Here is a 7,035-nt window from a genome sequence, read left to right on the forward strand (position 1 = left end):
CTTCTGGATTTTAATATCCAGAAGTTTTTTTATTAAAAAAAATGAACCATAAATGTCCCTAAAAAAAACCTTACTAACCGTTTAAGATACGATTTGTATAAAATTAAATTAATCTTTCGAACTTAAAAAAACTTTTTAATAAGAACTTATGTAAAATTTAATATTTCTTTTATTTTGAAGAATTACTTCATAAATTATGGTATTAAACCAATATTAAAATTAACTTTAAGATCTTTTTGAAAACTAAACTTTTCGCTTAGACTATAGCTAATAAAATCTATACCCTGCCACGTATAACTTTTCTCTTGTACATAAAATAAATATTCTCTAATTTTATTTACCGTTAAAGCATTTATTAAAAATTAGTTAAACCCCTTTAAATAACCACATTATCACCCATTCATTAAGTGACTTATTTAAAAAAAATTGAAAGTTTATGTTCACTTTATCATTTTAACAAGGTGATACGCATTTAAAATGAAAAGGTGATAATAAAATTTTGACCGTAGAACCTAACAACTATGAAAAATTGGAATTTTTAAACGGGATATATATTATTCAGCAATTATATCATTTACCTAAAAAAAGTATGATCTCAGAATAGCAACGACTACATCCAATAAGAAATTCATAAATTATATTAGACAAGTAAGCGTCACAGATCGACAAAAACTATGTATTTAAGAGTAAAATAGCTATTAATATGTAATGAATAGATGAAAATATCCAAAGAATTGGTAAAATTTACAAAAGGTTTTTTATTTTTTCCAATAAAAATTAATGCTTTGCAAGCTGCGTCCGAGCCGTGATAGGGTGGCAAAAAAAAATTCCCTCTGCACGCATAATATTTTGATAAAGATGCAAGAACATATATAAATAATCTATTTGTCAATCTTTTTTTAACATGTAGCGCAAAACCGTATACGAGGACCAACAGCAGAACTGTATTTAAGTGATGAACAAGTTGATCTAATGATGCCCCATGAGGAATATCGAAAAAAACTAGAAATTCTATGTAAAAATCTTTTTCAAACCGTTAAGGCAAAAGAATGAAAGTCTTTGGGGGGAATTCTGTTGCACTCTATTATTCACGCATCTGACATTGCTTTGATTGATGAAATCGAAGTGTTTCTGCATCCCCCACAGATAGTAGGATTGGGTAAAATTTTAGCACAGGAAATTAAAAGACAGTTGATAATTGCCACCCATAGCAGCAATATCATGAAAGGCTTTTTGGATGAAACTCAAGGAAACGTAAGGATTATCCGCCTGCAACGAAAAGAAAATACATCTAGTTGACTAGAACAAAAGATTATCTTAATACATAAGCTATAGCATCTCCCACTTTACGTCATATCCTTTCCGTTGGAAGGAATTTTCCATAAACATAGTATTCTATATGAAGATAACAACGATTGCTTGCTATACCGTGCTGTTTTGACTATTTAAAAGCCAAAAATCCGTAAAAATGGAAAGACACGCTTTTTATTACCGGCAATGGAAAAGATCAAATTGGAAAAATAGCTGAACCATTAAAAAAGATGGGGATACCCATTAAGGCCATTTTTGACATCGATTTTTTGCTTGAAGAAAATAAATTTCAAGAAACTTTAAAAGCTTTTGAAAGCGATTTTCATGTGTTTAAGGCGGATCTCGATGATTTTTAAAGAGTATTTCATCAAACACTAAAATAAAATCTTTTGAGCAAATAAAGAAAGAAATATGTGAAATATTACGAGAAGGCTTTTCATCGGAGCATTCCTTACAACACGAGATCAAAGAAATTGTTAAAAAGGATATTTATGCACAAATTAAGAAGCATAATGTATCCGCTTCACCAACGGATGAAGGGGAAAAATGCTTCAAAAGAATAGAAGAAAAGCTTAGAAAAATCGGCAATTTTGTCGTCTCTGAGGGTATAATTGAAAGTTTTCGCCCCGATATAGAGGAACATGGTCCAAAATTTGTACAAAAATTTTTAGAAGAATTGGATGACGACGTGAAAGCCAACCCTCATTCAACTCAAGCCAATGGTGAAAATAAAAACCAAAAACTAAAACAATTCATTCAAAAAATGATGCCTTGATACAACTATTGGTTTTGCAAAATTATAAAATTGCTGGAAAAAAATTTTTGGAAATTTATAGAATTGGAAAAGCTAAGCAGAATATCGGTTCAACGAGTGTTTCAAATTATCAAGACAAAAACAATAAAATTTTGACCATTCCTATCATACGTTATGTATCCATTACAGGATTTAAACGCATCAAATTTCTATTGCCCTGTCTACATTATGCGCAAAATAAAACAAAATAAAAGTTGAGCCTCAGATAGGCATTTTCACAGACAATATAAAATGTAAAAAACTTATACTCGTTAGCTAAAAAAAGAGACAAACACTATATTGTCTCACCATATAAAGTTTATTTTATACTCTATTTTCACCTGAAGGCTTTTACCTCACTGTTGAATCTTCGCTACTTTTTTTGAGACAGTTTGTATCCAAGAAGGATATTGTACTTAAGTTTTACCTCATTTCTTTGAGCAATGTTATACCTACCTTACCCCAATCGGCAAGATAGGTTATATTTTTATATACAATGGATAGTTTATACTGTACCCGTACCCCCATCCGAGCACCATACTTGACCAGTGGTATAACTGGTTTCTTTTGCTGCCAGGGTCACATACAGAGACGCAATTTCCGCCGGTTGGCCAGGTCTTTTTAACGGGGCTTCCTCACCAAATTGTGGAAGATCCTCCTTAGATTGCCCTCCACAAACTTGTAACGGTGTCCAATAAGGACCTGGAGCCACCGCATTGACACGTATGTGTTTATCCGCCAGTTGTTTAGCCAATGATTTTGTGAATGCAGCAATGCTGGCCTTGGTCTGAGCGTAATCTAATAAGCCAGCGGAGGGTAAATACGCTTGAACAGAGGACGTATTCACAATCGAAGATCCAGACTTCATATGTTTCAAAGCCGCTTTCGTGATCCAAAACAAAGCATAGACATTGGTTTTAAAGGTGGCATCGAACTGTTCGGTAGTCAAATCCATTATTGATTTAACAAATTGCTGTCTGCCTGCATTGTTTACCAAAATATCCAATCCACCCAAGTGCTTAACCGATTTTTCGACCAATTCTTTACAGAATTTTTCTTCACGAATATCTCCAGGTACGGCGTAGCCTTTGCGCCCTGCCTTTTTAATGTAGGAAAGAACTTCTTTGGCATCTTGTTCTTCATCAGGTAAATAATTGATGACAACATCGGCTCCCTCACGGGCATAGGCAATGGCAACGGCTCTGCCGATACCAGAATCTCCGCCTGTGATCAGAGCTTTACGCCCGACTAACCGTTGATGTCCCTCATAACTTTTTTCACCGTGATCTGGCTTTGGAGACATTTTACATGCCAATCCAGGTATAGGCTGTGATTGTTTAGCAAATGGAGGAGATGGATAATGTGACTTCAATTGTACCATAATAGTTCCTTTCAGTTTTACAGGTAAAACTAGCTTGGAATTTCTTTAGCCATGGGCTCTCTTGACCAAACCCTATGACCCTTCATGGCATTGCTGAAGGCATCTACCAGTTTTTTTGCATCTTCCGCAGTGATTACGCCTTCATCGGGTTTAGGTAAAGGCAGCGCTTGGTAAAGTTTTAACGCACATCCTTGCAACCCTATCGCCTTTAGATGTTTAAACGCTTGCAGTAGATAATGCTTTGCATTCCCATCGTTCATGAGCATTTTAATGCTCTCTTCACCAGTTGGGACAATAACTGCATCGACGACCACAGAAGGATTGCCTTCAATCGTGCCATCGACATGCAATTCCTTACCCTGCAGTGTTTTAATCATACCAAGATGCGGAGCAAAAATTTTACTATGAATGCCAAGGCTATTTAACGATGTTTTAATGGATTCAACAGATTTTCCACAAACCCCATCGGCCGCTAGAATAGCAACCTGACGTGATTTTAAAACTTGTTTCAAAGGACCGCCATACATGCTTAACGTTTTATCGCGTTCCAATCCATTAACAGCTTTTGGCAACGTTCGATTCAGTTGTTCTTGGGTAAGGGTTATACCGAGATTTTTAGCAACCGATTGGGCTAAGTGATGGTCGATGAAGCAAAGATGATCCACCACGCGCTCTCGGATCCACGGACGTACAACCTTCCCTAGCTCAAAGCTAAAGCCGCCGATGATATGATTTTGCTCCGCTTCGGTTTGACTGAGCCAAAAAAGGCGGGGTTGAGAGTAAAAATCAACAAATGAACTGCTGCGTTTACGAATTTTTTCGCCATCGAGAAGTTGTGGATAAGTTGAAAATCCACCATTGCTTGCGGCGGGCGGGGTTTCTCTGGGCCAATTGTTATTAATAGAATTGGGTTCATAATTCGGACCAGTAGCGATACTCATACGATGCATTCCATCGCGTTGATGATTTTGAAAAGGACAGACGGGCATATTAATAGGAATTTCATGAAAATTAGGCCCACCCAGTCGGCTTATTTGCGTATCAATATAGGAAAAAAGCCGTCCTTGTAAAAGCGGATCGTCTGAAAAATCAAGTCCGGGAACAATATTTCCAGGGCAAAAGGCAACCTGCTCCGTTTCATTAAAATAATTATCAGGATTGCGATTAAGCGTCATTTTACCAACGCGTTGTACGGGAACCAGCGCCTCGGGAATAAGTTTTGTTGCATCAAGAATATCAAAATCAAACTTATTCTCATCTTGCTCTGGAATAATTTGCAGTCCAAGTTCAAACTCAGCGTAATCGCCCGCTTCAATTGATTCCCATAATTCACGGCGATTAAAATCTGGATCCCTACCCACTAATTCTTGGGCTTCGTCCCATATTAATGAAGAAATGCCATAAACAGGCTTCCAATGAAAACGAACAAAATGACAAACCCCTTCTTTATTAATCATTTTATAGGTATGAATCCCAAATCCCTCCATCATGCGAAAGCTTCGAGGAATGGCTCGATCTGACATGGCCCATATCACGTTATGCATGGTTTCGGGTTGTAAGGAAACGTAATCCCATAATGTATCGTGCGCCGTTTGCCCTTGCGGTATTTCATTATGGGGCTCGGGTTTGGCAGCATGGACAAAATCAGGAAATTTTATAGCATCTTGAATAAAGAATATTGGCATATTGTTGCCAACAAGATCAAAATTACCTTCTTGCGTATAAAATTTAGTGGCAAATCCACGAACATCTCGAACGGTATCGCCCGACCCCCTAAAACCGATTACCGTTGAAAAACGCGTAAACACGGGTGTTTTCACCGTAGGATCTTGAAGAAAATCTGCCTTGGTAAACGCCGCTAAGGATTTATAAACTTGAAAATACCCATGAGCAGCAGCACCGCGTGCATGAACGACGCGTTCAGGGATACGCTCGTGATCAAAATGCGTTATTTTCTCTCGAAGCATAAAATCTTCGAGTAAAATTGAGCCACGTACTCCAGCTTTTAATGAATTTTGATTATCTGATATTTTAATTCCTTGATCCGTCCGCAACGGCTGGTCTTGGGGATCACAACGAAATTCGTCCAGTTGTTTTAATTTCAAGTTATTATTTTGTGGGGTTTTATCAGAACCAGGGAACATGGGTTCTTTACCCGGGGGGGTAGGTGCACTGCTTGGTTTTAAAGGAGCATTAGCGGGTGCTGTATCACGATAATGTGGCTCTATTGAGTCAGAGGAATCTTTAGAGTGTGGTTCTTTACAAAAATTTTTATCGTTAGACTTGTTCATTTTAATTACCTTTCAGCATAAATGAATAACCCACAATTATCCGTTTTTTGGGTATATGTCCTAGATATGGTTCAGCAAAAACTCCATCGATCGAAAAATTAGAACAATAGCCCTTTACGTAATTAGGTATTTTAGCAACTGATAACTCAATTTTCTACTTACCATCCTTAATATTAGGATCAACTATTTTTTACTCTCCTCTTTCAAAAGTTATTCTTATATTTTGTAAGTATTCCTATAAGATTTACATCCCTGTAAAATTTATGAGTTCGAATAACGCTAAGCTTTTTCCTACTATGAAAATTGAGTTTTGTACGATGCTAAATGAAGTAGATTTTAGAATTTGAGCTGAACTTGAAGTTTCTTGATCGAGTATATTTTTAATTCATTCGGAATACTGGGTGTCAACTATCAAGAGAGTATTCACCACTATTGTATTAGTTTAAAACTATGCCTCTCTTTTAATGTGATGAACAGAGATGGTCTATTATACGCATAATTTCCAAAACCATTAAAGATTTTTATGTACTAAGAGCAAAAATATTGTTAAAATCCAGATATATAAAAATAATTAACTAATAACGATACGTTCAAAAACTTTATAGTTGCGTAATTACTTAATTTATTGAGTAAAATTTTATAATAAAAAAGATTATACATTTTTTTAATGAAATATTCATGACACTATGTTGTCAAACAATTATTCAAACAGGCTAAAATACATTGTTTTAAAAAATTTAACTCAACTTAAAAAGAGTTTATCCTAATTTCTATAAACTTACTTTTGTAAAAATAAAATTTCTTATAATTCTGTAAATAATAAAACTAAAGGCACAAAATATAGGAAATTAATTTTCATAAATTATAAAATTACAGTAAATCTCTACCAACTGTCCACAAATTTGGTTTATTTTAAAACTAAAAATTGATTTGTTGCGTACTATTATAATCAATTCAAATAAACAATTCCTTAATGAAGTCCACGACTCAATTTGATTTTTCAAAAAACCAACAAAAAAAATAACGAATAATTCGGCGATAACGATTGCACCTACCCCTCACAGTCAAGCCGCCTTACATACAATCAATATTAAATGTTTTTAAAGTGAAACATACATTACAATAAATATAAAAGCACAACAAATAAAGTTTAATATTGAAAATTACAAAAAGATAATCTACACACAAACTTAATGAAAAAAGAAATATTCTCGATATCAATATTTTTTTATAAAAAATTATACTTTAATAAGTAATCG

The 7,035-nt window shown here is 34.9% G+C and carries 3 protein-coding genes; 1 reads left to right on the forward strand and 2 read right to left on the reverse strand.

Translation table 11 applies throughout. From position 1 onward, the window contains the following. Positions 1 to 1,074 precede the first annotated feature (1,074 nt). Positions 1,075 to 1,299, forward strand: coding sequence for an AAA family ATPase (locus AABE15_RS04755; protein ID WP_338330138.1), 225 nt, complete (start codon positions 1,075 to 1,077; stop codon positions 1,297 to 1,299). 1,310 nt (positions 1,300 to 2,609) lie between these two features. Here AABE15_RS04755 and AABE15_RS04760 read toward each other — a convergent pair. Further along, positions 2,610 to 3,485 carry an SDR family oxidoreductase gene (locus AABE15_RS04760; RefSeq protein WP_338330139.1) on the reverse strand — a complete coding sequence of 292 codons (876 nt, stop codon included), beginning with the start codon at positions 3,483 to 3,485 and terminating at the stop codon, positions 2,610 to 2,612. Between the two features lie 29 nt (positions 3,486 to 3,514). Continuing rightward, entirely contained in the window at positions 3,515 to 5,776 is a 2,262-nt protein-coding gene (gene katE, locus AABE15_RS04765) for a catalase HPII (protein WP_338330140.1), read from the reverse strand. Between the last annotated feature and the right edge of the window lie 1,259 nt (positions 5,777 to 7,035).

The sequence above is a fragment of the Commensalibacter sp. Nvir genome (assembly GCF_963921845.1).
Classification (GTDB): domain Bacteria; phylum Pseudomonadota; class Alphaproteobacteria; order Acetobacterales; family Acetobacteraceae; genus Commensalibacter.